The sequence below is a fragment of the Mesorhizobium sp. M1338 genome (genome assembly GCF_040318045.1).
Classification (GTDB): Bacteria; Pseudomonadota; Alphaproteobacteria; order Rhizobiales; family Rhizobiaceae; genus Mesorhizobium.
In genome coordinates this window covers 43,889-69,925 of the sequence record NZ_JAMYLL010000011.1, presented here as the reverse complement: position 1 = coordinate 69,925, position 26,037 = coordinate 43,889, and the positions used below count along the sequence as shown (strand labels likewise).

Genomic DNA, 26,037 nt, shown 5'->3' with positions numbered 1-26,037 from the left:
TACAGGCACTTGTCGAAACTTACGGGCTCCGGTACGCGAGACCTGATCCGGAGCGCCGGGCGGATGCGATATGTCCGCCTCGAAATCCGTTTTATAGGGACATCGTTACCGCAGAGTTATCGAGAGCTTAAGCAAATCTAAATTTACATTCTTTCTGCAGAAAGAAGTCGGAAAAAGCGTGCCAAATCCGTTGGTTACGCTGAGTTACCGCGCAGAAAATTAATTATGCCGGAGAAATCGGCGCCGCCATGTCCCTGGGCGTTGAACAAGGCATAGAGTTGGGCTGCCTCGGCGCCAAGCGGCGTCACCGCGCCGGCGCTTTGCGCGGCTTCCTGGGACAATTTCAGGTCTTTCAGCATCAGTGCGGCTGCAAATCCTGGGTTGTAGTCCCTGTTGGCGGGCGAAGTCGGCACCGGGCCGGGCACCGGGCAATAGGTGGTCAGGGACCAGCATTGCCCCGACGAGGTCGAGGCGACGTCGAACAGTGCTTGGTGCGAGAGGCCGAGCTTTTCCGCCAGAACGAAGGCTTCGGCGACACCGATCATCGAGATGCCGAGGATCATGTTGTTGCAGATCTTTGCCGCCTGGCCGGCGCCGTCGCCGCCGCAATGGACGATGCGGCCGGCCATCGGCTTGAGAACCGGCTCGGCGGCGGCGAAGGCATCGCCGGAGCCTCCGGCCATGAAGGTCAGCGTGCCGGCCGCGGCACCCCCGGTGCCGCCCGAGACGGGCGCATCGATGGACAGCAGGCCGTGTTTGGCGGCAAGGGCGTGCGCCTTGCGCGCCGATTCGACGTCGATGGTCGAGGAATCGATAAACAACGCGCCCTTTTTCGCCTTGGGCACTATGTCCTCATAGACCGACAGCACGTGCTTGCCGGCCGGTAGCATGGTGATCACCACGTCGGCATGCTTCACCGCGGCCGGTGCATTGGCCATGACGACGACGCCATGCTCGCGCGCGACGGTCAAATTCTCCGGCATCAGGTCGAAGCCATGCACTTGATGTCCAGCCTTGACCAGATTGGCGGCCATTGGATTGCCCATGTTGCCGAGGCCGATAAAGGCGATGGTGGTCATAGTGGTGCTCCGAGATAGGCAGTAGGCAGTAGGCAGTAGGCAGTAGGCAGTAGGCAGTAGGCAGTAGGGCTGTCTATTCCGGCGTAAGTCTGACAATGAGTTGGCGAAGCATTTTGCCAATGCCCTCGGTGGATGTCAGCAAATGATTAGCTTGATCATGCGTGGCAAGCCCAATGCGTTCGGCGAGCTGGAGATGTGTCTCGAACTCCTTCAGCGAGCCTTGGGCTATCCGGAGAAACTGCTGATAAGAGCCTCTATTGTCTCGACCATAACCTTCGGCGATGTTTGCAGGGATAGAGGTCGCTGAACGGCGGATTTGGCTGGTCAGCCCATACAACTCCTCTTTTGGCCATGTCTTGCTCAAGGAATAGGTGGCGACAGCCAGATCCATCGCCTGCTGCCATACGATAAGATCCTTGTACGAATTGATCTTGCCGGTCATCTCACTGCCTACTGCCTACTGCCTACTGCCTACTGCCTTCCAATTAATGCCCGCGCGATGATGACGCGCATGATCTCGTTGGTGCCTTCGAGGATCTGGTGCACCCGCAGGTCCCGCACCAGCTTCTCGATGCCGTAGTCGTGCAGGTAGCCGTAACCGCCGAGCAGTTGCAACGCGTCGTTGGCGACATTGAAACCGGTGTCGGTGACGAAACGCTTGGCCATCGCCGACCATTTGCCGGCATCCGGCGCCTTGCGGTCCAGTTTCGAGGCGGCGGCATAAAGGAAAATACGTGCCGCCTGCAGCTCGGTCTCCATGTCGGCCAACTTGAACTGCAAAGCCTGGAACTGGTTGATCTTCGAGCCGAAAGCCTTGCGCTCGGCGGTGTAGGCGAGCGCCTTGTCGAGCGCCGACTGCGCGCCGCCAAGCGAACAGGCGGCAATGTTCAACCGGCCGCCATCGAGCCCGGCCATGGCGATGCCGAAGCCGGCGCCTTCGCCGGACAGCAGATTTTCCGCCGGCACCTTGCAATCCTCGAAGATGACCTGGCGGGTCGACTGCATATGCCAGCCCATCTTGTGCTCGTTGGCGCCGAAGGAGAGGCCTGGTGCATCTTTCGGCACGACGATGGTGGAAATGCCTTTCGGCCCCTCCGTGCCGGTGCGCACCATGACGGCGTAGACATCGCTGTCGCCGGCGCCCGAGATGAACTGCTTGGTGCCGTTGAGGACATAGTCGCCGCCGCTCTTCACCGCGCGCGTCTTGAGCGCCGCGGCATCGGAGCCGGAGCCGGGCTCGGTCAGGCAGTAGCTCGCCAGCCATTCCATCGAGGTGAGCTTCGGCAGGAAGCGCTGGCGCTGTTCGTCATTGCCGAAACGGTCGATCATCGACGCCACCATGTTGTGGATCGAGATGAAGGACGAAAAAGCCGGATCGGCATGCGACAGCGCCTCAAAAATCAGCACGGCATCGAGCCGGCCAAGTGCCGAACCCCCGACATCGTCCCTGATATAGATGCCGCCGAGCCCGAGAGGTCCGGTCTCGCGGATCACGTCGGCCGGGAAATGCTTGTTGCGGTCCCAGTCGAGCGCATTCGGTGCGACGCGGTCGGCGGCGAAGGCCTGCGCCATCTCCTGAATGGCACGCTGCTCTTCATTGAGTTCGAATTGGCTGGTGCTCGCATCGACCGCGGCGTCCATGGCGTGCTCCCTATGTGCTGGCCAGCTGCTACCTCGCTGGCCTGTCGTTTTTGGCTTTGCGCGCGCACCAATCTAGACCAATGATGCCGCCGCGCAACCCGACCCCATCAACCCGCCCATTTGGGGAGCGGCTGTGCACCAATGCATGTCCGGAGCAAGATGTGACGACAAAATTCGATGAACTGCTGGGACGCTTCCGCGCCTATCTCGCTTCCGTGGATAGCGCTCTGGTGCGCGATACCGTGGCGCGCATCGCCTGGGAGATGCCCGCCCGCACGCTGGAGCCGCATCCGCTTGCCTGCCTGCGCCATCTCGATCGTGCCGCCGAACTGGCGCCGCCGGATGCCAAGCCGCTGGTGCAATTGCTTGCCGAGCGTCGATTTGATTTCCGCTGGGGGCAGACCTACAGCGAGGCGGATTTCGGAGCGGAGTTCATCGACAATTACGGCTGGCTGGAAGTGTTCGGCACGCGTGGCCACTTCGCCAATGACGAGGTCGCCGCCGGCCTGCTGATCCTGGGGCCCGATATCGTCTATCCCGACCACCATCACGTCGCCGAGGAAATCTACATTCCGCTGACCGGCGGCGCCGAATGGCGGATGGGCGAGAGCGGGTTTTGCATGCGTACGGCCGGCGAGGTGGTCCACCACGCTTCCAACGTCAACCACGCCATGCGCACCGGCAGGGAGCCGTTGCTGGCGCTCTACATCTGGCGCGGCGGGCCGCTGGCGCAGAAATCGAACATCACCGGAACCGTGGCGCAGGGCAGGGGCTGATGGCCAGGGCGATCATGCTGCAAGGCACGGGCTCGGATGTCGGCAAGACGGTGCTGGTCGCCGGCCTGTGCCGCGCGGCAAAAAAGCGTGGGTTGAAGGTGCGGCCGTTCAAGCCGCAGAACATGTCGAACAATGCCGCCGTCGCCGACATTCCGGATGACAACAATGCCCGCGGCGGCGAGATCGGCCGCGCGCAATGGCTGCAGGCGATCGCTTGCGGCGTCGCGCCATCGGTCCATATGAACCCGGTGCTGCTCAAGCCGCAGACCGATGTCGGCGCGCAGGTCATCGTGCAGGGTAAGGTGTTCGGCGAAGCGCGGGCGCGCGACTACCAGGCGCTGAAGGGCCGGCTGATGGACGCGGTGCTGGACTCCTGGGGCAAGGTCGGCGAGGGCGCCGATCTCGTCATCGTCGAGGGCGCCGGCTCGCCGGCCGAGATCAACCTTCGCACCCGCGACATCGCCAATATGGGCTTTGCCACGCGCGCCGATGTGCCGGTAGTGCTGGTCGGCGACATCGATCGCGGCGGCGTCATCGCGTCGGTTGCCGGCACGCATCTGATCCTTCCGGAAGAGGACCGGCGCATGATCGTCGGCTATCTCATCAACAAGTTTCGCGGTGACGTTTCGCTGTTCGACGACGGTATCAGGTCGATCGAGAAATTCACGGGATGGCGCTGTTTTGGTGTCGTGCCGTGGCTCAAGGCAGCGGCACGGCTGCCTTCGGAGGATTCGGTCGTGCTGGAACGTCTGGCGTCCGGCGAGACCCGCGCGCTGAAGGTGGCCGTGCCGATGCTTGGCCGCATCGCCAATTTCGACGATCTCGACCCGCTCAAGGCCGAACCGCGGGTCGAGGTGGTGTTCGTGCCGCCGGGAAGACCGCTGCCCGCCGATGCCGGGCTGGTGGTCATTCCAGGCTCCAAGTCGACGATCGGCGATCTCCTGAAGTTCCGCGAGAACGGTTGGGATCGCGACCTTCTTGCCCATCGCAAGCGCGGCGGCCATGTCGTCGGCATTTGCGGCGGCTTCCAGATGCTCGGCCGTACCGTGCGGGATCCCGACGGCATCGAAGGCAGCGTCACCGAGGCCGAAGGGCTCAGCTTGCTCGACATCGAAACGGTGATGGAACCGGAGAAGACGGTGCGCAATGTCAGTGCCCGCTCGGTACAATTCGACCTGCCGCTCGAAGGCTACGAAATCCATCTCGGCCGCACCACCGGTTCGGATACGCTACGGCCGTCCGCAGTCATCAATGGCATCGAGGACGGGGCTGTTTCCGCCGACGGCAAGGTGATGGGCACGTATATGCACGGGCTGTTTGGCGCGGATGCCTTTCGCGGGAAATTCCTCGAAAGCCTCGGCATAAAGGGCGGCGGCATCGACTATCGCGCCGAGGTCGAGCGGGCCTTGGACGAGGTCGCGGCCGAGTTGGAGACCCATCTCGACTGCGACGCGATCTTTGCGCTGGCGCGTTAGATCCGCCCATCACTTCGTCATTCACGGGCGGAGCAAGGAGGGTAGCGACGCGGCGCAGACCCGATGTTCCATGCCGCGACTTCAAAGCGTTGCTGCGCTACAGAATTCTGCTCCGCTGCACTGCGCGGGAACCGCCCGGGGACGGATCGGTCCTGCTCTTGCTGGGGGTTGCATCTCTACTGGAATCAAAAGCGCCCGGCTTTGGCCGGGCGCTCTCGTCCCCACTTCAAGGGAATATGTCAGGCGCCGCGCATCAAGCAGCCGCCGGCAAGCACGATGAAAGCGATAAGCACAATCCACACCGATGCGAGTGGAATAAACGCAAGAATGCCAAGCGCGGCGAGAACGCCGATGATGGCGATTACAACTGAAATGATAAAAACGATCTGGGTAGGTGCGCTAAGATTCATGTCTGGCTCCTCGCAACATGATTCGAACAGCGACAGTCTATCAGTGCACGTGATCACACACCAATCATGGCACGCAGCGGGTTCGCCGGGTCGGCCAGCAGCTTCACCGCCAGTGCGAGGCACACGATCACCAGCAGCGGCTTGATCAGTCTTGCGCCGATGCGCATGGCCAGGCTGGCGCCGACGCGGGCGCCGAGGAACTGGGCAATGCCCATCATCAGGCCGATCTTCCAATAGACGACGCCGACCGCGGCGAAGACGATGAAGCCGCCGATGTTGGAGGCGAAGTTGAGCAGTTTGGTGTGCGCCGTCGCCTTGAGCACGCCGTAGCCGGCAAGTGCCACGAAGGCCAGCATGTAGAAGGAGCCGGCGCCTGGTCCGAACAGCCCGTCGTAGAAGCCAATGGCGGGCACCAGGGTCAGTCCGAACAGGAACGGTGACAGGCGCTCGGCACGATCGACATCGTTCATGTTGGGCTTGAACGCGAAGTAGAGCGCGATGGCGATTAGCACGATGGGCAGGGCAGCCCGCAGAATGTCACCGGGCACGATCGTTGCCAGCAAGGCACCGATGGCGCTTCCGACAAGCGCGAGCAGGGCCGACGGCAATTGCCGGCGCAGGTCGACATGACCCTTCGACGCGTAGTGGATGGTCGCCGAGCCCGAGCCGAACATGCCTTGCAATTTGTTGGTGGCGAGCGCCTGGACCGGTGTGAAGCCGGCAAGCAGCAGCGCCGGCACGGTGATCAGCCCGCCGCCGCCGGCGATCGAATCGACAAAGCCCGCGGCAAAGGCGGCGAAGGCGAGCATGGCGACGGTCTGGATGCTAAGCTCGATCATGTGATGTATGGAGGTGTCCGGCCGGCTGAAATATCAGGCGTTCGACCACGACCGCCCTGTTTGCGCAAGACCGATTCCGCGCTACCTCTATGAAGAGGAATCGGAAAGGGACCATGATGGCGTTCGCATTGCTGGACCAGATACGTCAGATCTTCGATGGCGACCCGGGCGTGCGCAAGGTGGCGGACGATCCAGTCCTGTCGGCGGAACTGCTGATGCTGTTTCGCATGATCCTAGCCGACGGGTCGGTCAGCGAGAGCGAGATGGTTGCTTTCCGGCGCATCTGCAAGGACGCCTTCGGCATTGCCGAAACCAGCATCGACGCCGTCATCGAATATCTCAACGAGTTCGGCTACGAGACCAATGGCTCGCAGGCGATTGCACTGTTTCGAGATCTCGACATCGAGCGGCGCAAGCAATTGGCCCGCCATATGGCTGAGATCGCCAAGGCGGATTCGCAGCTGGCCGAGAGCGAGGTGCGCCTGCTGCGCCGCACGCTCGACCTGCTCGATATCAGCCCGGTCGATGCGGTGAAGCCGGAAGAGTAGGGGCGAGCCGGCCGCTCACCCCTGTTCCTGCATTCGCCGAGCGATAGCCCGGTGCAGATCAGGAGCGGCACTGACAAGCGCCTTGGCCGCCTCGGACTGCGGGTGATCGAGCACCTCGTTCGTCTTGCCGCGCTCGACGATCTTGCCGTCATGCATGACCAGCACCTCGTCCGTGATGGCGCGGGCGACGGTCAGGTCGTGGGTGATGAAGAGATAGGCGATGCCGAGCTTCTGGTTGAGCTCGGCGAACAGGTCGAGGATCTGGGCGCGGATCGAGACATCGAGCGCCGAGACCGGCTCGTCGGCGACGACCAGTTTCGGGCGGGTGATTATGGCGCGGGCGATCGATAGGCGCTGACGCTGGCCGCCGGAAAACTCATGCGGGTATTTGTCCATGTCGCGCTGGTCGAGCCCGACTTCGTGCAGCGCATGCGCCACCATTTCGCGGCGCTCGGCGCGCGTCGGCTTCTTGTCCTGTACATGCAATGGTTCCGCGACCAGCTTTTCGACCTTCTGACGCGGGTCGAAGGAGCCATAGGGATCCTGGAAGACAACCTGCATGTTACGCCGGGCCGGCTTCAGCTCTGTCTCGCTTTTACCGGTGATGGTCTCGCCGCGAAACCGGATCGTGCCCGAGCTTGGCTGGTCCAGTGCCAGGATCATCCGGGCAAGCGTTGACTTGCCGCAGCCGGAGCGGCCGACCAACGCCACCGATTGACCCGGCGCCATCGACAAGGACACATCGTCGACGGCGCGGATATCAGGCGCGCGCCTGAACAACGAGGTGCGCCGGCCGGCATAGTCGCGGGTCACGCCCTCGACCTGGAGCAAAGGTCGGCCCGTCTCGATACCATGCGGCCTCGCGCGCGCCGGAACATGCATCGAGGCCTGCGCCAGCTGCCGTGTGTAGGGGTGAAGCTGTTCGGACAGCGTGCGGGCCGTGTCGCCGGTTTCCATGACCTCGCCGCGGCGCAGGATGGTGATGCGGTCGGCCATCTCAGTCACCACGGCAAGGTCGTGCGAGATCAGCAGCAGCCCCATGCGGCTTTCAGCGACGAGGTCGCGCAGGAGGTCGAGTATCTGCGCCTGCAGCACCACGTCGAGCGCCGTGGTCGGCTCGTCGGCGATCAGCAGCTTCGGCTTCAGCGCGCAGGCGATGGCGATGACAACGCGCTGGCGCTGGCCGCCCGACAGTTCGTGCGGATAGCGCGACATTGGGAATTTCGCTTGCGGCAAGCCGACCCGGTCGAGCATTTTTCGCGCCCGGTCTTCGGCCTCGGCGCGGCTTGCCTTGGTGTGCCAGCGAATGCCTTCCGCGACCTGTTCGCCGATGGTCTTGACCGGATTGAGTGCCGTCATCGGCTCCTGGAACACCATGCCGATGTCGTCGCCGCGCAGCGCGCACATCTGGTCCTCGGTTGCCGCGAGGAGGTCGATGCCGTCGAACGAGACGCGTCCGGTGGCGCGCGCGGCATGGGGCAGAAGCTGCATCACCGTCAGCGCGGTCATCGACTTGCCCGAACCGGATTCGCCGACCAGCCCCGTCACCTCGCCGGGCGCGACGGAAAGTTCCATGCCCTTGAGGATCGGTGTGTCGCCGATGGTCAGCGACAGGTTCTCGATGTCGAGCAGGCTCATCGCTGCCGCCGCGATTTCGGATCGAGGATGTCGGCGATGCCGTCGCCCAGGAGGTTCAGCCCCAGCACGGTGACAACGATCGCCATGCCGGGAAAGATTGCCATCCATGGCGCCACCACCATGCGGGTCTGTGCGTCGAACAACATGCGGCCCCAACTCGGCATTGGCGGCTGGGCGCCGAGGCCCAGGTAGGAAAGCCCGGCCTCCGCCAGGATGCCCAGCGCGAACTGGATGGTGCCTTGCACCAGGAGCAGCGTGGCGATGTTGGGCAGCACATGTTCGATTGATATCTGCGTGCTGCTCTTGCCGGCGGCGCGCGCGGCAAGAATGAACTCGCGCGGCCATATCGCCAGTGCGCCGGCACGGGCGACACGGGCAAAGACCGGGATGTTGAAGATGCCGATGGCGATGATGGCGTTGACGGCGCCCGGCCCGAAGATGGCGGTTATCATGATCGCCGACAGCAGCGCCGGGAAGGCGAAGACGAGATCGTTCAGCCGCATCAGCGCCTCGTCGACGAGGCCGCCGCGTGCCGCGGCAAAGGCGCCGAGCGGTACGCCGACCCCCATGCCGATGCCGACAGCGACCAACGCCACGGCAATCGAATTGCGGGCGCCGACCATGACCATCGACAGGATGTCGCGACCGAAATGGTCGGTGCCGAACCAGTGCGCCAGCGAGGGTGCCTGTGTCTTGTCCGATATCACCAGCTTCGTGACGTCGTAGGGCGTCCAGCCATAGGAGACGATGGCCATTGCCAGGATCAGCAAGGTGATGACGAAACCGGCAACGAAGGCGGTATTCCTGAATGCCTTGGCCAGGATGCTGCCGAGCGTCTCCTCGGGGATGTCGATATGGAGCGTCATTGCCGGCTTCTCAGGCGCGGATCGACGACCGCATAGGAAAGGTCGACGAGGAGGTTGACGGTAATGACGGCGGCGACCAGCAGCATGACGACGCATTCGACGACGATCAGGTCGCGCTGGGTGATCGCCTGGAACACCAGCCGGCCGAGGCCGGGCAGGTAAAAGACATTCTCGATGATGATGGTGCCAGCAAGCAGGAAGGCGAATTGCAGGCCCAGGATGGTCAGCACGGGGATCATGGCGTTGCGCAGCGCGTGCCGCCACAGCACGGCGCGATAGGGCAGACCCTTGGCGCGGGCGGTGCGGACATAATCCTCGTTCAGCACCTCGATCAGCGCCGAGCGGGTGACGCGCGCCAGGATCGCGGCTTGCGGCAAGGCGAGAGCCACTGCCGGCAGTAGTAGCGATTTCAGCGCCAGCCAGATGCCGGCACTCCAGCCGGGAAAGCCGCCGGCCGGAACCAGCCGCAGCCAGACGGCGAAGACATAGATCAGCATCAGCGCGAACCAAAAATTCGGCACGGCGACGCCAAGCTGGGCGGCGCCCATGGAAATCGTATCACCGGCGCGTCCACGCCGGCTGGCGGAAAACAGGCCGACGGGAATGGCGATCATGGTGGAGAGCGCAAGCGCAATCAGCGCCAGCGGCAGCGAGACGGCAAGCCGCTCGCGCACCAGATCGATGACCGGCACCGAATAGGTGTAGGAGCGTCCGAAATCGAGACTGAGCAGGCCGCCGACCCAGTGGAGATAGCGCCAGGCCAGCGGCGCGTTGAGGCCCATCTGGTTGCGCAGCAATTCGACCTGATCGGCACTGGCGTTCATGCCCAGCATCAGCCGTGCCGGATCGCCGGGCAGGATCTCCAGCACGGCGAACACCACCATGGAAGCCAGCAACAGCGTGGCGAGCGCAATGGCGAGGCGCTTGAGGAGGTAGGCGGTCATGGAAGGTGAGGCACTGTTGTTTTGCCCACCGGGCGAAGGTTCCGTTCCCGCCCACCCCCCTCTGTCCTGCCGGACATCTCCCCCGCAAGGGGGGAGATTGAGCTCTCATTTACGCTCTCGCCAATCGCCGAAATGGCATGGTTGTCGGCGACGCAGAAACTGCCGATCTCCCCCCTTGCGGGGGAGATGCCCGGCAGGGCAGAGGGGGGTGTGACGGAGCGCAAATTCCGCCAGGCAGCCTGAGTCTTCAATCCGACCACTTCACCTTGGTCAGGTCGTTCGCCTGGATGGGCGCGTTTTCCCACAGCCCTTGCAGCTTGGCGTCCCATACTCCGACCTTCGGCAATTCGTAGAGGAAACCGACCACGGCGTCGTCGGCCAGGATCTTCTGTGCCTGTCCCAGCAATTCCTTGCGCTTGGCCTCGCCGGAGGTGAGGTTCAGATCGGCGATCACCTTGTCGAAGGCCGGGTTGTCGTAGTTGAAGTAATAATCCTTGCGCGAATAGATATCGATGTCGTTGGGTTCGGTGTGGGAGACGATGGTCAGGTCGTAGTCCTTCTTGGTGAATACCTGATCCAGCCACTGCGCCCATTCGACAGGAATGATTTCGAGGTCGATGCCGATGTCGCGAAGCTCGGAGGCGATGATCTCGCCGCCAAGCCGCGCGTAAGAGGGCGGCGGCAATTTCAGCGTTGCCTTGAAGCCGTTCTCCAGCCCCGCTTCCTTCAGCAGTTCCTTTGCCTTGGCGACATCATGCGGATAGCGGCCGGTGAGATCGACATAGTCCTTGTTGGCGGGCGACATGTGCGAGCCGATCGGCACGCCGAGGCTGGCGGAGGCGCCGTCGATGATCGCCTTGCGGTCGAGCGCATAGGAGATCGCCTGTCTCACCTGCAATTTGTCGAAGGGTGGCTTCTTGTTGTTGATCGACAGGATGGTTTCGCCCTCGGTCGCGCCGATCACCACCTTGAAGCGCGGGTCGTCCTTGACCTGCGCGACGCTGTCGGCGTCGAAGAACGGGAAAGCCTGGATGTCGCCCGAGAGCAGTGCCGGCACATAGGCCGCGGCATCCGGCACGATGCGGAATTCGGCCTTGTCGAGGGACGCCGGCGTGCCCCAGTAATTGTCCGATTTGACCAGGGTGATCGAGGATCCCTTGGCCCAGCCCTGGAATTTGAACGGGCCGGTGCCGATCGGCTTCTCCTTGTTGGTGTCGGCTGTCTCAGGCGCCACGATCACCGCGTCGCCCCAGCCCATATTGTAGAGGAAGGAGCCCTGCGGGTTCTTCAGCGTGACCTTGACCGTTGCCGGGTCGACGATTTCGACCGTGTCGATAGCCGCGAACAGGCCCTTTTGCGCATTGACCGAATTGTCGGCGCGGGCGCGGTCGAGCGAGAATTTCACGTCACTGGCATCGAAGTCGGTACCGTCGTGGAATTTCACGCCGGTGTGCAGCTTGAAGGTGTAGACCTTGCCATCATCGGAAATGGTCCAGCTTTCGGCCAGATCCGGCAGCACCTCGCCATTCGGCCCGATGCGGGTCAGGCCCTCGAACACGTTGGCGTAAAGAACCTCGTCGATCGCCGCGGCGGCACCCGCGGTCGGATCGAGATGCGGGGGTTCGAGCGGGATGCCGATGACGAGGTCGGTTCGCGCGGCAAACGCCTGACAGTCAGCGGCTAGTGCAAGGATCGTCGCGGCCAGAATGGTTTTCCACAATTTCATCGTGCAACTCCCCATGCGTTTCAGACACGTGCTCAAACCCGGGCGATAGAAGCGTGATTTTGCCGCGGAGTAAATTGCGTTTCGTTCTGCCCGTTGCCGTAGCTGGGAATGTTTTTGTCCTGACAGCCCTATCGGCAGGTCGAAGCTTGTCGCGATGTGGGGCTATCCCGTGGCTGTGCCGCGCAACAGCACGTTGAGCCCGATCGCCATCACCTTGGCCGATTCCACCATGTCCGATATCCCGACCCATTCGTCCGGCCGGTGGGCTAGGTCGAGAATGCCTGGGCCATAGGCGATGCAATCGTAGATATGGCCGATGCGGGCAATGTGCTTCTGGTCGTAGGTGCCTGGCGAAATGACGTAGTCGGGTTCGCGGTCGAAGACCGCCATGATGCCTTGCGCCACCGCCTTGACCACCGGCGCGTCGCGCTCCGTCATCAGCGGCAGCACTTCCATCAGGTCGCGGATTTCATAGTCGAATTTGTTCCGCTCGCGCTTCAGGCGGTCGAGAATGCCGGTTACTTCACCTTTGACGGTATCGAGATCTTCCTCGAGCAGGAAGCGACGATCGATGGTCAGCCGGCAGGAATCGGGCACGTTGGGCGAGGGCAGGCCGGGCCGGAAATCCTCCGTCTGGCCGCCATGGATCGAATTGATGTTCATGGTCGAGCGTTTTGCTCCTTCGGGCACGACCGGCATGCGCGTCATCTTGCGGTCGAGCGCAGGGAACAGTTCGTCCTCGAATGCCCTGAGCACGGCACCCATATGGCGTACAGCATTGTCGCCGAGAAACGGCATCGAGCCGTGCGCGATCTCGCCCTTGGTCTCGATCTCCGCCCACCAGACGCCGCGATGACCGAGGCAGATGCGGTCCTTGTTCAGCGGCTCGGGAATGATGACGTGGTCGACCCTGGGTTTCGAGAAATAGCCGAGCCTGGCCAGATGGGCGACGCCGCCGAAGCCGCCGGACTCCTCGTCGACGGTGCCGGATATTTCGATGGCGCCGGGAAAGTCGGGAAACACTTCCAGGAAGGCTTCGGCGGCGATGATCGAGGCGGCAAGACCGCCCTTCATGTCGCAGGCGCCGCGGCCATAAACCTTGCCGTCCCTGACGACACCGGCAAAGGGATCGACGGTCCAGCCGTCGCCGGCTTCGACCACGTCGATATGCGAGTTGAAGTGGACGCAGGCGCCGGGAGACCTGCCGTCGAAACGGGCAACGACATTGACGCGCGGGTAGCGGTCGGTGTCGCCGGGGGTGCCTTCGGCTCGAATGAATTCGGTCTCGAAACCGCTCTTCTTCAGCCGCGCGCCGAGATATTCGGCGCACGGCCGGTAGGCCTCACCGGGCGGGTTGATGGTCGGAAAACGGATCAGCTCGGCGGTCAGCGCGACGATATCGTCGCGCCTGTTATCGATTGCCTGGAGGAGTCGCTCGTTCATGCGGCGGAGTTGAGAGCGATCGTCCCGATTTTGCAAGCCCGCTGGTGATCAAGCCCGTGCGGCGTGTCGTTGCGGCAACTATCGCGGGAAATCGTTCAAATTGGCTGCTTTGGATTGGCGAATTGGTCAAGGAGTGTGTGCTACCCCGTTCACCTGCCATTAAAAAGATGAAAAACAACGTGATGGCAGGCGAGTAAGGGGCAATCAAAGGGGTTTGATCGCATGAAAAAGACAGTTCTCATGGCGGCCATTTTTGTCGCGATGCTGTTCGGTGCTTCGGGGCAGGGCTGGGCGGCCAGCCTCGTTGCAAACATAGACGTGTCGTCGCAGACGATGACGGTCAGGTATGGCCTGTCGGTTTACCGGTGGAGTGTCTCCACCGCCCGCGCTGGCTATTTCACGCCGCGCGGCAGCTATCGGCCGCAGCGTACGGCGCGGATGTGGTATTCGCGCAAATACCATATGTCGCCGATGCCATACTCCGTCTTCTTCCATGGCGGCTATGCCATCCACGGGACCGGTGCCGTCAGGCAACTCGGCCGCCCGGCGTCGCATGGCTGCGTGCGGCTGCATACGGCCAATGCCGCAACGTTCTATTCGATGGTGCGGGAAGTGGGTTTCGGCAACACGCGGATTGTAGTGACGAACTGAGGTGATCCAGATTCGCTGAAGTCGGCATCATCGGCTGGGGTAGGACCAATCTCCCCGCCAGCGGCGAGGCTAAGCGTTTGCGGCCGGAGCGGGCTTCGGCCGGCGCTTTGGTCGCCCGCCGCCGATCTCCCACCTTTTGTGGAACCACATCCACTGGCCGGGATCTTCGCGTACCCAGCGTTCGACCACGTCGTTGAGACGCTGGGTGGTGGCGTGGACATCGACACTGCCGTCAGCGGTGCGCGGCAACGTCAGCTTGTCCTCGATCTCGAGCCGGAAGCGATTGCCTGGCAGCCTGATGCAGCGCGCCGGATAGACGTCGCAGTCGTAGTGACGGGCAAGGGTGGCCAGCACCCGGTTGCTCTGGCAGGGACGGCCGAAGAAGGTCGTATCCAGGCCGTTGGAGAATTTCTGGTCGACAAGGATGCCGATGTTGCCGCCATTCTCCAGGACCCCCGCCAGCGCGAATGAGGCGCCGGCCATCGATGGCAGCAAAGAGCCCATGGTCGAGCGGCGCGTCGAGAGGATGTAGTCGGCGAGATAGGGATTGTTGGGCGGGCGAAACAGCGCCGTGATGTTCATGCCGAAGGTCGCCGCCGCCACCGGCAGCAACTCGAAATTGCCGAGATGGCCGGTGAAGACGATATGCGGCTTCTGTTCGCCCGCGATTTCGACGAAATGCTCTGTTCCCTTGACCTCGACGCGGCCGGGCTTGCTGGCCGCGGGATCGTAGTCGAACAGGGCGTCGAGGAAGATGTATTCGGCGGCAAGGCGAGCCATGTTGCCCCACATGTCGGAGGCGATCGCCTGGATTTCGGCTTCGCCCTTTTCCGGATAGGCCTTGCGCAGATTGTCGACGGCGACCTGATGGCGTCCCACCCAGGGGCCGACGCGGCGTGCGACGCGGTCGGCGAAATTCAGCGCGCTGTCGGCCGGCAGCAGACGCAGGATCGAGATGATCAACATCGCCGCGCGCGCAACCAGCCAGTAGTTGAGCTGGCGCAGCTGCCTGCCGTAGCGAAATTTGAGATCCCGGCGAAACTTCTTGAACACAGAGGTCAAGGCTCTAGCCGACGCGCAGAATGATCTTACCGAACACGTCGCGGCCTTCCATGCGCTTCAGCGCGGCATCGATACCGTCGAAGTCGACTTCGGTATCGATGACCGGTGCGACTTGTCCCGCCGCCATCTTCTGCATGGCGTTGGCCATGTTCTCCATGCGGCAGCCGAAGGAACCGAGCAGTTTCAATTGCTGCTGGAACAGCTGCATGAGGTTGATCTGCGTCGACACGCCCGAGGTCGAACCGCAGGTCACCAGGCGGCCGCCACGCTTCAGGCACAGCATGGAAGCGGCAAAAGTGTCGGCGCCGACATGTTCGAACACGACATCGACGCCCTTTTTCTTGGTCAACTTGCGCACGACGCCCTCGAAACGGTCGTCACGGTAGTTGATGACATGGTCGGCGCCGAGCGCCTTGGCCTTGTCGATCTTATCGTTGGAGCCGACCGTGGTGATGATCGTGCAGCCCATCCGCTTTGCCAGCTGGATGGCCGCCGAGCCGATGCCGGATCCGCCGGCATGGATGAGAATGGTCTCGCCGGGCTGCAGCCTGGCATTGTCGAACAGCATATGCTCGACAGTGCCGAAGGTGACGGGCGCCACCGCTGCACCGATGTCGGTCACGCCGGGCGGGGCAGGAACCAGCAGGCGAGCCGGCAGGTTGATCTTTTCCTGCGCGAAGCCGTCGAGATGGAAGCCGTGAACGCCCGAAACATGCTCGCAGAGATTGTCTCGGCCTTCGCGGCAGGCTCGGCAAAGTCCGCAGGTGCGGGCGCCATAGATCGACACCAATTGTCCGGGCAGCAGGCTGGAAACACCGGGGCCGACCGCTTCGACCTCGCCCGAGGCTTCCGCGCCGACGACCAGCGGCAGCTTGCGCTTGGCGAAGGCCATGCCGCGCCAGCCCCAGACGTCGATATGGTTCAGCGCCACCGCCTTGATGCGTAGCGTGACTTCGCCGAGTGGCGGCGGTGGGGGAGGCGGCAGGTCCACCGTTTCAAGACGGCGGTCCTCGATAAGTTGCAATGCGCGCATGGGGCCTGTCGGTTCAGTCTGGCTGAAAAAGGTCGCTTAGACCGGTTCCCGCGCCATGACAAGGCAAGTATTCTGGCCGCCGAAGCCGAAGGAGTTCGACAGAACGGTGCGAACCTCGGCGTTGCGCTTCTTGTTCGGCACCACGTCGAGCACGATCGCTGGGTCGGGATTGTCATAGTTGATGGTCGGCGGAATGACGCTCTCGCGCATCGTCATCAGTGAGAACGCCGCCTCGACGGCGCCGGCCGCCGACAGCGTGTGGCCGATCATCGACTTGTTCGACGAGACCGGCATCGAGCCGATCCGCTCGCCGAATACCGTCGACAGCGCCAGATGTTCCATCTTGTCGTTCTCCGGAGTCGACGTGCCATGGGCGTTGACATAGTCGATCTCGTCTTCACTCAGGCCGGCATCGGCGAGGGCAGCGCGAACCGCGGCGATGGCGGGCGAAGCGTCCGGTTTCGAACGGGTGCGGTGGAAATCATCGGCCTTCTCGCCGCAACCGCCCAGGATGCCGAGGATAGTGGCGCCGCGAGCCAATGCCGTCTCAAGCGATTCCAACACCAGCGCCCCGGATCCCTCGGCCAGCACGAAGCCGTCGCGGTCCCTGGAGAAGGGCTTCGACGCCTTTTCGGGAATGTCGTTGTGCGTGGAGAGCGCCGAAAGCAATGAGAAACGGATCAATGCCTCGGCGGTCGCGGAACCGTCCGCGCCGATCGATAGCGCACGGTCGCATTCGCTGCGTCGGATCGCCTCGACACCGAGCTGGATCGCGGTGGCACCTGAAGCGCAAGCCGTCGACAGCGTGATCGGCAGACCACGTGTGCCAAGGCGGTCGGCAAGGCGGCCGGCGATCGAACCGAACTGGGTGGTCTCGAAAATATCCAGCTCTTTCAAGCTACGCGCGACCCGAAGCAGACTTTCGGCGGCGGTGTCATCCTTGTCCTTGCCGGAATTGTAGAGCGAGAAGCGCTCGGCCCAGTCGAGTTCGACCGGCGGTGATGCGAGGAAGAGCGGTCCGCCGAAATCGCTGGAATCAAGACCGGCTTCGGCCACCGCTTCAAGGCCCGCGAGCTCGGCCAACTCGTAGGTGAGGGGGCTGGAGCCTTTCGAACTCGACGGCAGGAAATCGACCATGCCGGAAATGCGGGTGTTCAGTTGATCGATGGGAAAGCGGGTGATCGGGTGGATGCCTGATCTTCCCGAGGTCAACGCCGCCCAATTGTCCGTCTTGCCGACGCCAAGCGAGGTCACCACGCCGATGCCGGTGACGGCGACAATCGGCCTGCCCATATGATCGTTCAGATTGGCCATCCGGGAGCCCTCGACCTTTTATCGTTACAGCATGGATCTCGGAGCGCCGCCTCAGGCGGCATTGACCAGCGCCATGCCCTCGAATTGGTGGTAGCCGATCGCCGTTGCAAGGACGGTTGCGGGAACGCCTTCGAACGGCGTCTCGGTTGCGGCATCAAAAACAGGGTAGGCGGCCTTGCGGTCGACAGCGAGGGCCGCCAGCGCGACGGCGAAGGGAAACTGTGCTTCCTTCATGTGCCCGGTCAGTGTCGAGAAACCGCGCGCGGCGATCGCCGGATTGGCGTCGAGCGCCGCTTTTTCCGCGGTGGTCGCCGCATGGGCGCCCGATGCGCCCGACAGGGCCAGCAATTTGCGGTTCGGCAATGCAGCCTGCTTGAGCAGCGCGGCGATCTCGGCATCGAGTTCTCCCCGTGGCCGCCTGGCGCGGCCCGAGACGATCGGCCCAAGCTCGGCATAGATTTTCCGGCCCCGGCTTGTCGCGTGTTCGCGTTGCTCCAGCACCAGGAAGGCGCCGCCGGAGCCGGTCACAACGCCGCCGCCCTCAGCGCCTTGCCGTTGCCAGACCGGCTTCCACGGGCCGCGATGCAAATAGCCGGCAAGCTCATAGCCGAGCAGCATGTCGGAATGTTCGGTCTGGAAGGCGCCGCCGACCAGGATATGCGTCGACTGGCCCGAACGGATGCGCGCGGCGGCCGTCTCGACGGCGGCGACGCCGGCACCTTCCTCACCCATGAAAGTTCTGGACGATCCCGTCACCTTGTGGACGATGGAGATGTTGCCGGCGAGCAGGTTGGAAAGCTGGGCCAGGAACAAGGTCGGCCGCAATTCGGTGGTCAATTTCTCGTTGAGCAGCACATCGCGATCGTTGCGGCTTTCCGAAGCGGCGAGAATGGCGGCATCGACCGCCTCGTCGCGCTCGCCACCGCCGGCGGCCACGACCATGTCCATGGTCGTGCAGAGTTCGTCATTGCCCTTGATGCCGGCGTCGTCCAGTGCAAGCCCGGCGGCGTAGGTGCCGAGCCTCTGCCAGGTTTCCATCTGACGCTGATCGCCGCGTTTGGCGATCTGCAGGTTCCAGTCGATCTCAGGCAATGGATGGACGGTATAAGGCGCGAAGCGTGCCGCCTCGAGCACCGGTTCGAGACCCGGCTGCGCGAGCTTCTGCCAATGGGCGTCCGGACCTTCCCCCAGCGAGGAGACAAGGCCGATACCGGTGATGACGACGTCGCGGGGGTTGCTCATGTGCGGCTTTGTGGGTCAGGCGGCAGAGCGCGTCAAGATCGCGCGCTCAACTGACGTCAGGCGTTCTTGGCTGCGACCAGCGCGTCGATCTTGGCGCACAGGTTCTTCATGACGAAGTAATCGTCGGTCGAAGCCTTGCCGTCATTGACCTCCTGGGTCCACTTTTCCAGCGGCACCTTGATGCCGAATTCCTTGTCGATGGCGAAGACGATGTCGAGGAAATCGAGGCTATCTATGCCGAGATCGTCGATCGTGTGGCTCTCGGGGGTGATGGTGTCGATATCGATTTCGCTGGTGTCGGCAATGATCTTGGCGACTTTGTCGAACGTGGTGGACAAGGGCTTTTCCTTCGGTTGCGGGCGGAATCTGTCCGCATCTTGTTTGGGCGCTGTCTAATCGGTTTTTTCCGGCAGGAAAAGGCCTCATACGCCGGGTGCAGATGGGAACCCTGCTCTGCAAAGGCAAGAAGGGCCACCGGTTGATACGGTGGCCCTTCCCTTGACGTAACGTCATCCTTTGTTTCGATGCATGTCGTTTTCCCAAGCCGGAACCACTCTGGGCGACATGCATCAGCTGTCGCGGAGCTTGACCAGATCGTTGAGCAGCCCGCCCGTTCCGTTGTGGACGGTCAGCCGCTCGACCTTTCCGGCGATGGTTTCCAGAGCCTCGAGCTCCTTCAGCCGCAGCATCACCGGGTTTTCCGCCATCACCCTGGCCGTGTTGAGCAGCGAACGCGTGGCGTTCGTCTCCTCGCGGCGACGGATGATGTTGGCCTCGGCCTGCTTTTCGGCCGACACCACCTGGTTGAGGATCTCGCGCATCTCGCCCGGCAGGATGACATCCTTGAGGGCGATATCGCTGACTTCCACTCCGATCTCGGCCATATCGGCGCGAACCTTGGCCGCCGCCTCCTCGTCGATCGTCACCTTCCTTTCAAGGATCTGGTCGAGCGTCAGCGCGCCAAGCGTCTTGCGGAAGGCATACTGCAGGGCGCGGTAGAGGGCTTCGGAGAAGTCCTTCACCATGCTCACCGCCTTGACCGGGTCGACGACCCGGTATTCGGCGGCGATGTTGACGCGGATCGTGACGCGATCCTTGGTCAGCACTTCCTGCCCGGCAACGTCGAGCGACTGGCGCTTGAGGTCGACGACCTTGATCTGCACCATGCGTCCGACGTTCCAGAAGCCATGCACGCCCGCCGTCAGCGTCCTGACCAGGACACCATCGATGAAGAGCAGTCCGGCCTGACCGTCGACGACCGGATGGACGGACATCAATTCCGCTTTCCGCGCCTGGCCGAGCCGGCGCATGACCGCCGCGTCGATCGCGAGATCGACCGATGTGTCGATCAGCGTCACCTTCCACGGGCCGGCATCCGTCCACAGCACGAGCTTGCGATCCGGCGCCAGAACGGCGTGCAAATTGCCGTCACGCTCGATGACCGCAACGTCCGTTCGCCCGGTGCGAACCACGGTGAAATGACGCGCGGCCACATCCGGGAGCTTCTCGAACAACGCCTTCTCGTATGCCGAAACGAATTCCGGGTTCTTCAGATCGTGCCGGGACACTTCAAGGCTGCCGCGCCGGTTGGCGAGCCAATGTTCGCCGGGTATCAGGACAGCCTTGATCTCACCCTTGTGGAGGGTGAGGGCACGTTCGTTTTCCCTTACGAGGACGCGCTCGCGTCCAAGAACCTTGTCGAGAACAGTCATTGTCTTACTCCGGTCGGGCATGGCCCCATGCGAGGCGTCAAGTCATGCGTCGATCTTCCCTTCGTTTCTCGTTTCACATCGTCGTCTTGCCTCATCGTCCGGGCACGAATGATCCGGGGACTGGGTGGCATCAATCCGTGGCGGACCTTCGGGAGTGGATCGCGGGGCAGCGAGGCGGGCGCCGGAAGCCGAAGCTTCCTTTGCCGGCTAAACTGCGCCTTGATCGTCACCGCGGGCCTGGCCGCGAGCCGATGGCGTCAGACTTTCGGGATGATCCGTGCCCGAGGGCTTGGGCCATCCGTCCAGTCTTTCGCATTCCAGCCCCCGGACCGTTTTTCAGATAACACCTGGCAAGGTGCTGGCTTATCAGGCCAATGGAGAAGGGATCGAACCTTCGACAGTCAGATTCTCGATCTGATGCTCTACCCAACTGAGCTATCCGTGGTGCAGATGAAGGGAATTGAACCCCCGACCTCCGGACCCAAATCCGGCGCTCTCCCGCTGAGCTACATCCGCGATCCCAATCCCCAAAGCGGCGCCGTATACAGCGCGGCAAAGCCGCCTGCACGGGCGGAGACGAAAGCTCCCAACCGTTGTGCTCGCTTCGGTTCTCGTGACCGGGAGCGCGCCTATAGCCCCTGCGACGGGTTGTCGCAAGCGGCATTGTCGCGGCGGATTTGCGGCTTTTTTCAATGGTGGCATTTCGGCAACACCGATCCAATGCTGAAGGGATCGTCGAAACTTCAGAAGGTGACGCGGCCGAGTACGCGCAGGCCGTCGCCCTGCGGCTCTACGACCACGGCCTCGCCTTCGCGGGGCGAAACGCCGGTCAGGGCCTGGATATTTTCCAGATGGGTGACCATGACCAGATTGTCGGAGCCGGAATAGTCGCGGATCTCCTTCAGGATCGCTGCGATCTGAGCGGCTTTTTGCGTCTCGTCGCCCTTCAGGAGGTCAAGCGGCGCAAACAGCTTCGGTTCGGCCTCGAAAGCGATGCGGGCAGTGTCGAGGCAGCGGCAGTAGCGGCTGGACAGCACGCGCTCGATGGGTGCCGCACGAGCAGCGAACAAGGCGCCAATCTTGCTCGCCTGCTGCTTGCCGCGCGCCGACAGGTTGACCTGGGTGGTACAGCTGTCGATGTCGAAATTGACCGGATCGGTGGTGCCGGTGACCATGGCATGACGCAGCAGCACGACGTGGCCGCCGTCGCGTAATAGCGCCCAGCCGGCGTCGGTGGCGTGGGCTGCGGCCGGGATGGCCAGCAGAAGCAAAGCCAGCACAAATCGAATCATAGGCTATCCTTCTCCGGTTCCCGGCAATGGGTTCCGGTGACCGGACATATAGGGACGTAAAGCCATCCGAAAGACAAGGCGCGGTCGGGCGGAGCCCTACTTCTTGGCCATCTGCTTCTTCGCCAGATCGATTTTCTGGTCGGTCAACGGAATGGGCATCGTGTAGCCGGCTTCGGTAAACCCCCGCTTGGCGTTCTCGAAGAATTCGATGGCTTTCAGATATTCCGGCTTACCCGCGCCGTAACTGGCGTGGTTCCAATGGACGTCGCCGAGGTTGTTCTGTTCGAAGGCCCACTGCAAGGGCTGACTCTCGCGGGTGAATACCTTCAGCGTCGCCGTGAAGGCTGCCTCTGCGTCATTGAGGTATTTATCGGTGCGTTCGAGATTGCCGAGGTTGAGAAGACTCATGCCTATGCCGTTCTGAGCGTTGGCCCAATCTATGGGGGCTGCTTCGATAGTCAGCACCTCAAGCGCTGCCCGCCGGGCCGCGATTGAATCCTGCAGGGTTTTGGGATTGGCATCGCTCATGCTCAGCCAGTGCAGCGCCGAACCGAGACCGGCCTCACTCAGCGCCCATTGCCGCGGGTTCGTCTCGCGCTTGTACTCGCGCAACGCATCGCGGTAGGCGGCGATGGCCTCGCCGTAATGTTCCGGCTTGTCGGTCACACCGCCGAGAAGCTGCAGCGTGTTGCCCAGATTGTAGTGGCTCATTGCCCAGTCGAGCGGGAATTTTCGCCTGACATAGACCCGCCGCGCGGCCTGGAAGGCGCTCACCGATTGCTCGAGCCTGGCCGTGTCTTGGGTGCGCTGGCCAAGCGTCTGGTAGATCGAACCGAGATTGTTCTGCGCCGACGCCCAGTCCATCGGGAAACGCTGCCGGGTAAACACCGTCAGTGCATCGTCGTAGGCCGCCGCCGCCTCTTCGAGCGCGCCGGTTCCCATATCGAAGCGGGCGACACCGCTTAGCGCGTTGCCGAGGTTGAGCCGGCTGGTTGCCCACGAGACCGGGAAGGTTTCACGGGTTCGCACCTCTAGCGCGGCCCGGAAGGCGTCGGCCGCCTCGTTGATGGTTGCGTTGTCGTTGAGCTGGATGCCAAGCGACACAAGCGTGTTGCCGAGATTGTTCTCGACCATCGCCCATTCCACCGGTGCTTTTTCGCGCGTGTATTCCTCAAGCGCCAGCCGGTAGGCGGCTTCGGCTTGCGTCAGATGCTCGCCGGCGGCCTCACGCTCGGACAGTGCATAGAGCGCCAGGCCGAGGTTGTTTTGCGAAGCCGCCCAGTCGAGCGGCACCTTGTCGCGCGGGCGCTTCTCAAGGGTGGCTCGCATCGCCACCACTGCTTCATTCAGGCGCTTAGGATCGCTCTCGCGTTCGCCGATTTTCAACAGCACATTGGCCAGGTTGTTCTGCGCGGCGGCCCAGTTGAGATCGTCCTTCTCACGCTCGAACACGACAAGGGAATCGCGAAAGATCCGCGCTGCCTCTTCAAGGCGCGCGGTCTCCGTCTCGCGCTCGCCGATGGTCTGCAGCACAACCGCCATGTTGTTGCGGGTGATCGCCCAGTCGCGATTCTGTTCGCCATTGGGGATGAAGTTCAGGATGGTGCGATAGGCCTCGATGGAATTTTGCAGCGCATCCAGGTCACCGGTGGCGTAGCCGTAAGCGTTCAGCGCCTCGGCCTCCTGGTTTTTGTAGTTCCAGCGCAGTTTGTCGTCCCATTTTTCGGCCAGCGAGAAAGCCTTGGCATAATCGGCGGCGGCGGATCTGTAGTCGAAGACCAGCCCCGAGGCATCGGCGCGTCTGGCGTAGATCGCGGCATCGGCAAGACGCTTCTGCTTGACGAGATCCTCGGCTTCATCGACCGCATCGATCGTCTGCTCGACCCGGCCGACCGCGTCGTCGAGGAATGTGCGTGCCGTCACGATGGCGCCCTGGCCGATCGCTTTGTCGGCGGAGGCGACCAGGCGCTTGATCTCCGGATCGTCGGTGCGCAGCGCGGCGCGCTCGGACATCATCTTCTTCAGGCGCTCGGCCTGGGTGTCAAGCACCTTTTGCAGATCAGTTGGATCTTCGGGGATCTTTTCCGTGCCGAGCGCCTTCAGCACGCCATAGAGTGCATCGAGCGACACGCCTTCCTGCAGCGAGGCCAGTTCCACTTGCGCCCGTTTCGGGTCGGGCAGCTCGGAAATGGTCAAGAGCAGCTGGCGGCGCTCGCCCGTGATCAGCCCGTCGTCGCCGGTCGGCTCCGCTGGCGCGACGCCGAAATAGAGCAGTCGGCGCAGGCTTTCATTGACCCAGGGGCGCTGCTTTGCCTTGGTGTCGAGATAGACCTCCTCGGTCACCATGCGCATGACCGAGCCGAACTCGGTGCCCTTCATCGCCGCGAGGTGGCGCAGCAGGGCGGACGCGTAAGGGCTGTTTTCGCCGGCGGTGCCATCGAGCGCTGGACGGCCCGGCTCGGCGGCGAAGCCGACCACGGTGCCCAGGCTCGCATCGGCCGCCGGCGTATTGCCGAGCGCCTTGGCGCCGCGTACCGGCTCCAGACCGCCGGCACCAATCGGCGAGGCGGAGGCGGTCGGCGCGCGCCGCACCACGGCATCCGCGGGGAACGGATTGGTGCGGCAGGCATCGAGCAGCACGATCGTCACAGGCACGGTCGCTTTCAGCGCGTCCATGACGGCGGAAATCGGCACAAGCGCCTGGTTGGCATCTCCGAGGGACGATACGTCGGCATCGACTGGAACCAGATAGTTCTCGCCGCCGGCCTCGATGCCGTGGCCGGAATAATAGATGAAGGCGACATTGGCGCCTTCGGCATCTTCCGAGAAGCGCTCCAGGTCGCGCTTCAGCTTCGCGGCGTCGCGATCGGTGACGCTGCGGGCATCGAAGCCGAGATCGGTCAGCATCTTGGCCATGTCGCGGGCGTCATTGGCCGGGTTGGGCAGCGCGGCTATGTGCTCGTATTTCGACTGGCCGATGATCAGCGCCACGCCCTTGAGGCTTTTGGTTTCGGCTATAGCAAGCGCCGTCACGGCAAGGCAAATCAGTGCGGCGACGAAAGCCGTCAGCCACGCCTGCCGCAAAAGATTGCGCTTCAAGGTTTCGACAAAGGCCATTTGTCGTTAGGTGTCCGCCCTGATGATCCAAACCCTCTACAATGCTGCCAGTCTACCATGATCAAATTCGGGCATGATCAAATTCGGGCATGATCAAATTCGGGCGCGATTGCGCCGCGAGCGTGGCTCGCCTATCACGGGAAAAATGTCTCCGCTCACCGAAACCGTCCTTTTCGTCTTCAGCCTTGTCGCGCTCGGCTACCTCGCCGGGTTCACCGGCTATCTGAAGCCGGCGAGCGGCGAGGGCATAGCCGATTTCGCGGTAAGCGTAGCGATGCCGCTGCTGTTGTTCCAGACCATGGTGAACGCGGATTTCCACGGAGTGGCACCTTGGTCGCTGTGGGGCGCCTATTTCGCGGCCGTGGCAATCACCTGGGCCGCCGGCCATCTCGTCACCACGCGGATATTTGGGCGAGATGCACGCGCCGGCGTCGTCGGCGGAGTTTCATCGGCCTTTTCCAATATCGTGCTGCTCGGCGCTCCCTTTATCCTCGGCATATTCGGAGCGGATGGTTTTGAAGTGCTGTCCTTGCTGGTTTCGGTGCATCTGCCGATCATGCTGATGGCCTCGATCGTGTTGTTCGAAGCCTTCGGCCGCGCCAGCGGCGATCCGGTGCATCCCTTGCGCGTTATCCATAGCTTCCTCAAGCGGCTTTTCATGAATCCGTTGATCATTGGCATTCTGGCAGGGCTTGCATGGCGCATCACCGGTGCCCCGCTGCCTGATGTCGCCATGCGCCTGGTCGATGCGCTGGCCGGTACGGCGGGGCCGGTGGCGTTGTTCGCCATGGGGCTCAGCCTGCGCCGCTTCGGCATTTCGGGCAATGTCAGGCCGGCGCTGGTGCTTTCGGCGCTGAAGCTGTTCCTGATGCCGGCGCTGGTCCTCGCCTTCGTCTGGTTGCTCGGCCTGCCGCCCTTGACCGCCAAGGTGGCGGTGATGGTGGCCGCGATGCCATCCGGCGTCAATTCCTATCTGATCGCGGTGCAGTTCAACACCGGCCAGGCGCTGGCGTCGAACCAGATGACCATCGCCACCGCCTGCGCCGCCGTCACCACCGCTTTTTGGCTGACGGTGGTGCTCCACGTTTTCTGATAGGTCAGGATGCACACCGGCCTGCTCTCGCCTCGGGCTGGTCCAACCCCTATATGCCATGTAGCGATTGCTTGCGGGCCTTGCCCTAGGTAAAGAGCAGTGGCTCCGGCGTGCCGGCCCCAGTCCATGGCGCACG

General features: G+C 62.9%; 23 protein-coding genes and 2 tRNA genes. 5 read left to right on the top strand and 20 right to left on the bottom strand.

Annotation, left to right across the window (positions count from 1 at the left end):
* Positions 1 to 194: 194 nt before the first annotated feature.
* The 3 genes from mmsB to NKH19_RS13335 all read right to left on the bottom strand — a co-directional run bounded on the left by mmsB (position 195) and on the right by NKH19_RS13335 (position 2,720).
* Positions 195 to 1,079, bottom strand: a complete 885-nt coding sequence (gene mmsB, locus NKH19_RS13345; RefSeq protein ID WP_352867540.1) for a 3-hydroxyisobutyrate dehydrogenase — start codon at positions 1,077 to 1,079, stop codon at positions 195 to 197.
* 73 nt (positions 1,080 to 1,152) lie between these two features.
* Complete coding sequence (locus NKH19_RS13340; RefSeq protein ID WP_352867543.1) at positions 1,153 to 1,521, bottom strand: four helix bundle protein; 369 nt, start codon at positions 1,519 to 1,521, stop codon at positions 1,153 to 1,155.
* 29 nt (positions 1,522 to 1,550) lie between these two features.
* Positions 1,551 to 2,720, bottom strand: a complete 1,170-nt coding sequence (locus NKH19_RS13335) for an isobutyryl-CoA dehydrogenase (RefSeq protein ID WP_352867546.1) — start codon at positions 2,718 to 2,720, stop codon at positions 1,551 to 1,553.
* 161 nt (positions 2,721 to 2,881) lie between these two features.
* Between NKH19_RS13335 and NKH19_RS13330 the strand changes: the two genes are divergently transcribed.
* On the top strand, positions 2,882 to 3,496 hold the full coding sequence (locus tag NKH19_RS13330) for a dimethylsulfonioproprionate lyase family protein (protein ID WP_352867547.1): 615 nt from the start codon (positions 2,882 to 2,884) through the stop codon (positions 3,494 to 3,496).
* Positions 3,496 to 4,971 carry a cobyric acid synthase gene (locus tag NKH19_RS13325; RefSeq protein ID WP_352867549.1) on the top strand — a complete coding sequence of 492 codons (1,476 nt, stop codon included), beginning with the start codon at positions 3,496 to 3,498 and terminating at the stop codon, positions 4,969 to 4,971. Before NKH19_RS13330 ends, NKH19_RS13325 begins: the two co-directional genes overlap by 1 nt.
* Positions 4,972 to 5,210: 239 nt before the next feature.
* Here NKH19_RS13325 and NKH19_RS13320 read toward each other — a convergent pair whose 3' ends face one another.
* Entirely contained in the window at positions 5,211 to 5,381 is a 171-nt protein-coding gene (locus NKH19_RS13320) for a hypothetical protein (RefSeq protein ID WP_023757712.1), read from the bottom strand.
* 53 nt (positions 5,382 to 5,434) lie between these two features.
* Positions 5,435 to 6,220 carry a TSUP family transporter gene (locus tag NKH19_RS13315; protein ID WP_352867551.1) on the bottom strand — a complete coding sequence of 262 codons (786 nt, stop codon included), beginning with the start codon at positions 6,218 to 6,220 and terminating at the stop codon, positions 5,435 to 5,437.
* Between the two features lie 116 nt (positions 6,221 to 6,336).
* Here NKH19_RS13315 and NKH19_RS13310 point away from each other — a divergent pair, with 116 nt between their 5' ends.
* Positions 6,337 to 6,768, top strand: coding sequence for a TerB family tellurite resistance protein (locus NKH19_RS13310; protein WP_352867686.1), 432 nt, complete (start codon positions 6,337 to 6,339; stop codon positions 6,766 to 6,768).
* A 15-nt stretch (positions 6,769 to 6,783) separates the two neighbouring features.
* Here NKH19_RS13310 and NKH19_RS13305 read toward each other — a convergent pair whose 3' ends face one another.
* The 5 genes from NKH19_RS13305 to NKH19_RS13285 form a co-directional block, all read right to left on the bottom strand.
* The gene (locus NKH19_RS13305) at positions 6,784 to 8,406 is read right to left on the bottom strand and encodes an ABC transporter ATP-binding protein (RefSeq protein ID WP_352867553.1); all 1,623 of its coding nucleotides are present in this window, start codon (positions 8,404 to 8,406) and stop codon (positions 6,784 to 6,786) included.
* The gene (locus NKH19_RS13300) at positions 8,403 to 9,272 is read right to left on the bottom strand and encodes an ABC transporter permease (protein WP_352867554.1); all 870 of its coding nucleotides are present in this window, start codon (positions 9,270 to 9,272) and stop codon (positions 8,403 to 8,405) included. Before NKH19_RS13300 ends, NKH19_RS13305 begins: the two co-directional genes overlap by 4 nt.
* Complete coding sequence (locus tag NKH19_RS13295; protein ID WP_352867556.1) at positions 9,269 to 10,216, bottom strand: ABC transporter permease; 948 nt, start codon at positions 10,214 to 10,216, stop codon at positions 9,269 to 9,271. Before NKH19_RS13295 ends, NKH19_RS13300 begins: the two co-directional genes overlap by 4 nt.
* Positions 10,217 to 10,463: 247 nt before the next feature.
* On the bottom strand, positions 10,464 to 11,942 hold the full coding sequence (locus NKH19_RS13290) for an ABC transporter substrate-binding protein (RefSeq protein ID WP_352867557.1): 1,479 nt from the start codon (positions 11,940 to 11,942) through the stop codon (positions 10,464 to 10,466).
* Between the two features lie 162 nt (positions 11,943 to 12,104).
* On the bottom strand, positions 12,105 to 13,385 hold the full coding sequence (locus NKH19_RS13285; RefSeq protein ID WP_352867560.1) for an acetylornithine deacetylase/succinyl-diaminopimelate desuccinylase family protein: 1,281 nt from the start codon (positions 13,383 to 13,385) through the stop codon (positions 12,105 to 12,107).
* A 222-nt stretch (positions 13,386 to 13,607) separates the two neighbouring features.
* Between NKH19_RS13285 and NKH19_RS13280 the strand changes: the two genes are divergently transcribed.
* Positions 13,608 to 14,036, top strand: a complete 429-nt coding sequence (locus tag NKH19_RS13280) for a L,D-transpeptidase (protein ID WP_352867562.1) — start codon at positions 13,608 to 13,610, stop codon at positions 14,034 to 14,036.
* 69 nt (positions 14,037 to 14,105) lie between these two features.
* Here the strand turns inward: NKH19_RS13280 and NKH19_RS13275 are convergent, their stop codons facing one another.
* From NKH19_RS13275 to NKH19_RS13230, 10 genes are all read right to left on the bottom strand, one after another.
* Positions 14,106 to 15,089, bottom strand: a complete 984-nt coding sequence (locus NKH19_RS13275) for a lipid A biosynthesis lauroyl acyltransferase (protein WP_352867689.1) — start codon at positions 15,087 to 15,089, stop codon at positions 14,106 to 14,108.
* 13 nt (positions 15,090 to 15,102) lie between these two features.
* On the bottom strand, positions 15,103 to 16,131 hold the full coding sequence (locus tag NKH19_RS13270; protein WP_352867564.1) for a zinc-binding dehydrogenase: 1,029 nt from the start codon (positions 16,129 to 16,131) through the stop codon (positions 15,103 to 15,105).
* Positions 16,132 to 16,167: 36 nt separating this feature from the next.
* Positions 16,168 to 17,445, bottom strand: coding sequence for a beta-ketoacyl-ACP synthase (locus tag NKH19_RS13265; protein ID WP_352867566.1), 1,278 nt, complete (start codon positions 17,443 to 17,445; stop codon positions 16,168 to 16,170).
* Positions 17,446 to 17,496: 51 nt separating this feature from the next.
* On the bottom strand, positions 17,497 to 18,687 hold the full coding sequence (locus NKH19_RS13260; protein WP_352867567.1) for a beta-ketoacyl-ACP synthase: 1,191 nt from the start codon (positions 18,685 to 18,687) through the stop codon (positions 17,497 to 17,499).
* Positions 18,688 to 18,743: 56 nt separating this feature from the next.
* Entirely contained in the window at positions 18,744 to 19,025 is a 282-nt protein-coding gene (locus NKH19_RS13255) for an acyl carrier protein (protein ID WP_006335407.1), read from the bottom strand.
* A gap of 231 nt (positions 19,026 to 19,256) precedes the next feature.
* Positions 19,257 to 20,399 (bottom strand): slipin family protein, encoded by a 1,143-nt coding sequence (locus NKH19_RS13250; RefSeq protein ID WP_352867568.1) that lies wholly within the window; start codon positions 20,397 to 20,399, stop codon positions 19,257 to 19,259.
* A 371-nt stretch (positions 20,400 to 20,770) separates the two neighbouring features.
* Positions 20,771 to 20,839, bottom strand: a tRNA-Leu gene (locus NKH19_RS13245).
* Positions 20,840 to 20,841: 2 nt separating this feature from the next.
* Positions 20,842 to 20,915 (bottom strand) — tRNA-OTHER (locus NKH19_RS13240).
* Between the two features lie 227 nt (positions 20,916 to 21,142).
* Entirely contained in the window at positions 21,143 to 21,691 is a 549-nt protein-coding gene (locus NKH19_RS13235) for a histidine phosphatase family protein (protein WP_352867570.1), read from the bottom strand.
* Between the two features lie 96 nt (positions 21,692 to 21,787).
* On the bottom strand, positions 21,788 to 24,808 hold the full coding sequence (locus NKH19_RS13230) for a caspase family protein (RefSeq protein WP_352982250.1): 3,021 nt from the start codon (positions 24,806 to 24,808) through the stop codon (positions 21,788 to 21,790).
* 145 nt (positions 24,809 to 24,953) lie between these two features.
* Between NKH19_RS13230 and NKH19_RS13225 the strand changes: the two genes are divergently transcribed.
* Positions 24,954 to 25,901, top strand: a complete 948-nt coding sequence (locus NKH19_RS13225; RefSeq protein ID WP_352867574.1) for an AEC family transporter — start codon at positions 24,954 to 24,956, stop codon at positions 25,899 to 25,901.
* Positions 25,902 to 26,037 lie beyond the last annotated feature (136 nt).

Bases quoted from the DNA above. Each gene is read 5' to 3' on its own strand.
- mmsB (WP_352867540.1), bottom strand. From the start codon at position 1,079: ATGACCACCATCGCCTTTATCGGCCTCGGCAACATGGGCAATCCAATG.
- NKH19_RS13340 (WP_352867543.1), bottom strand. From the start codon at position 1,521: ATGACCGGCAAGATCAATTCGTACAAGGATCTTATCGTATGGCAGCAG.
- NKH19_RS13335 (WP_352867546.1), bottom strand. From the start codon at position 2,720: ATGGACGCCGCGGTCGATGCGAGCACCAGCCAATTCGAACTCAATGAA.
- NKH19_RS13325 (WP_352867549.1), top strand. From the start codon at position 3,496: ATGGCCAGGGCGATCATGCTGCAAGGCACGGGCTCGGATGTCGGCAAG.
- NKH19_RS13320 (WP_023757712.1), bottom strand. From the start codon at position 5,381: ATGAATCTTAGCGCACCTACCCAGATCGTTTTTATCATTTCAGTTGTA.
- NKH19_RS13315 (WP_352867551.1), bottom strand. From the start codon at position 6,220: ATGATCGAGCTTAGCATCCAGACCGTCGCCATGCTCGCCTTCGCCGCC.
- NKH19_RS13310 (WP_352867686.1), top strand. From the start codon at position 6,337: ATGGCGTTCGCATTGCTGGACCAGATACGTCAGATCTTCGATGGCGAC.
- NKH19_RS13305 (WP_352867553.1), bottom strand. From the start codon at position 8,406: ATGAGCCTGCTCGACATCGAGAACCTGTCGCTGACCATCGGCGACACA.
- NKH19_RS13300 (WP_352867554.1), bottom strand. From the start codon at position 9,272: ATGACGCTCCATATCGACATCCCCGAGGAGACGCTCGGCAGCATCCTG.
- NKH19_RS13295 (WP_352867556.1), bottom strand. From the start codon at position 10,216: ATGACCGCCTACCTCCTCAAGCGCCTCGCCATTGCGCTCGCCACGCTG.
- NKH19_RS13290 (WP_352867557.1), bottom strand. From the start codon at position 11,942: ATGAAATTGTGGAAAACCATTCTGGCCGCGACGATCCTTGCACTAGCC.
- NKH19_RS13285 (WP_352867560.1), bottom strand. From the start codon at position 13,385: ATGAACGAGCGACTCCTCCAGGCAATCGATAACAGGCGCGACGATATC.
- NKH19_RS13280 (WP_352867562.1), top strand. From the start codon at position 13,608: ATGAAAAAGACAGTTCTCATGGCGGCCATTTTTGTCGCGATGCTGTTC.
- NKH19_RS13270 (WP_352867564.1), bottom strand. From the start codon at position 16,131: ATGCGCGCATTGCAACTTATCGAGGACCGCCGTCTTGAAACGGTGGAC.
- NKH19_RS13265 (WP_352867566.1), bottom strand. From the start codon at position 17,445: ATGGCCAATCTGAACGATCATATGGGCAGGCCGATTGTCGCCGTCACC.
- NKH19_RS13260 (WP_352867567.1), bottom strand. From the start codon at position 18,687: ATGAGCAACCCCCGCGACGTCGTCATCACCGGTATCGGCCTTGTCTCC.
- NKH19_RS13250 (WP_352867568.1), bottom strand. From the start codon at position 20,399: ATGACTGTTCTCGACAAGGTTCTTGGACGCGAGCGCGTCCTCGTAAGG.
- NKH19_RS13235 (WP_352867570.1), bottom strand. From the start codon at position 21,691: ATGATTCGATTTGTGCTGGCTTTGCTTCTGCTGGCCATCCCGGCCGCA.
- NKH19_RS13230 (WP_352982250.1), bottom strand. From the start codon at position 24,808: ATGGCCTTTGTCGAAACCTTGAAGCGCAATCTTTTGCGGCAGGCGTGG.
- NKH19_RS13225 (WP_352867574.1), top strand. From the start codon at position 24,954: ATGTCTCCGCTCACCGAAACCGTCCTTTTCGTCTTCAGCCTTGTCGCG.